At 47.4% G+C, this 380-nt stretch carries 1 protein-coding gene; it reads right to left on the bottom strand.

Annotated features, from left to right (window positions below; translation table 11 throughout):
• Positions 1-380, bottom strand: a 380-nt coding sequence (locus Q3F21_RS27255; RefSeq protein WP_340259740.1) for a transposase, incomplete at both ends; no start/stop codon positions are given.

The raw sequence follows: 380 nt of genomic DNA, 5'->3' as shown, positions 1-380 counted from the left end.
TTTAGCCGCAAATACTTCATGCTGACTTTGACTTCGCGATTGCCTTGGGCTTTTGTACACTGCGGCTTTAACGGACAGTTTTCGCAACTGGCGCTTCTGTAATGACGGTATACGATTTCATATCCACTTTCCGTTTTCTCCTTGCTCTCTCTACGGAAATGGAGCGTTTGCCCCGCCGCGCATGTCCACGTATCTTGCTCGCTGTTATACGTCCAGTTGTCGATCTTGCTGATGCTCCTTTGCCATGACTTGCTTTTTTCGAGGTGATATGTACTGTATTTGACGATGGCTTCGACTTCGTTCTGTTCAAGATAGTCATAATTCTCTTCACCGCCATAACCCGCATCTGCGATGACACTTCTTGGCAACTTGCCTACCTG

The sequence above is a fragment of the Brevibacillus borstelensis genome, from assembly GCF_037834415.1.
GTDB lineage: Bacteria > Bacillota > Bacilli > Brevibacillales > Brevibacillaceae > Brevibacillus > Brevibacillus borstelensis_A.
Note: the sequence above shows the minus strand (reverse complement) of the source record. Positions and strands in the feature narration are given on the sequence as shown.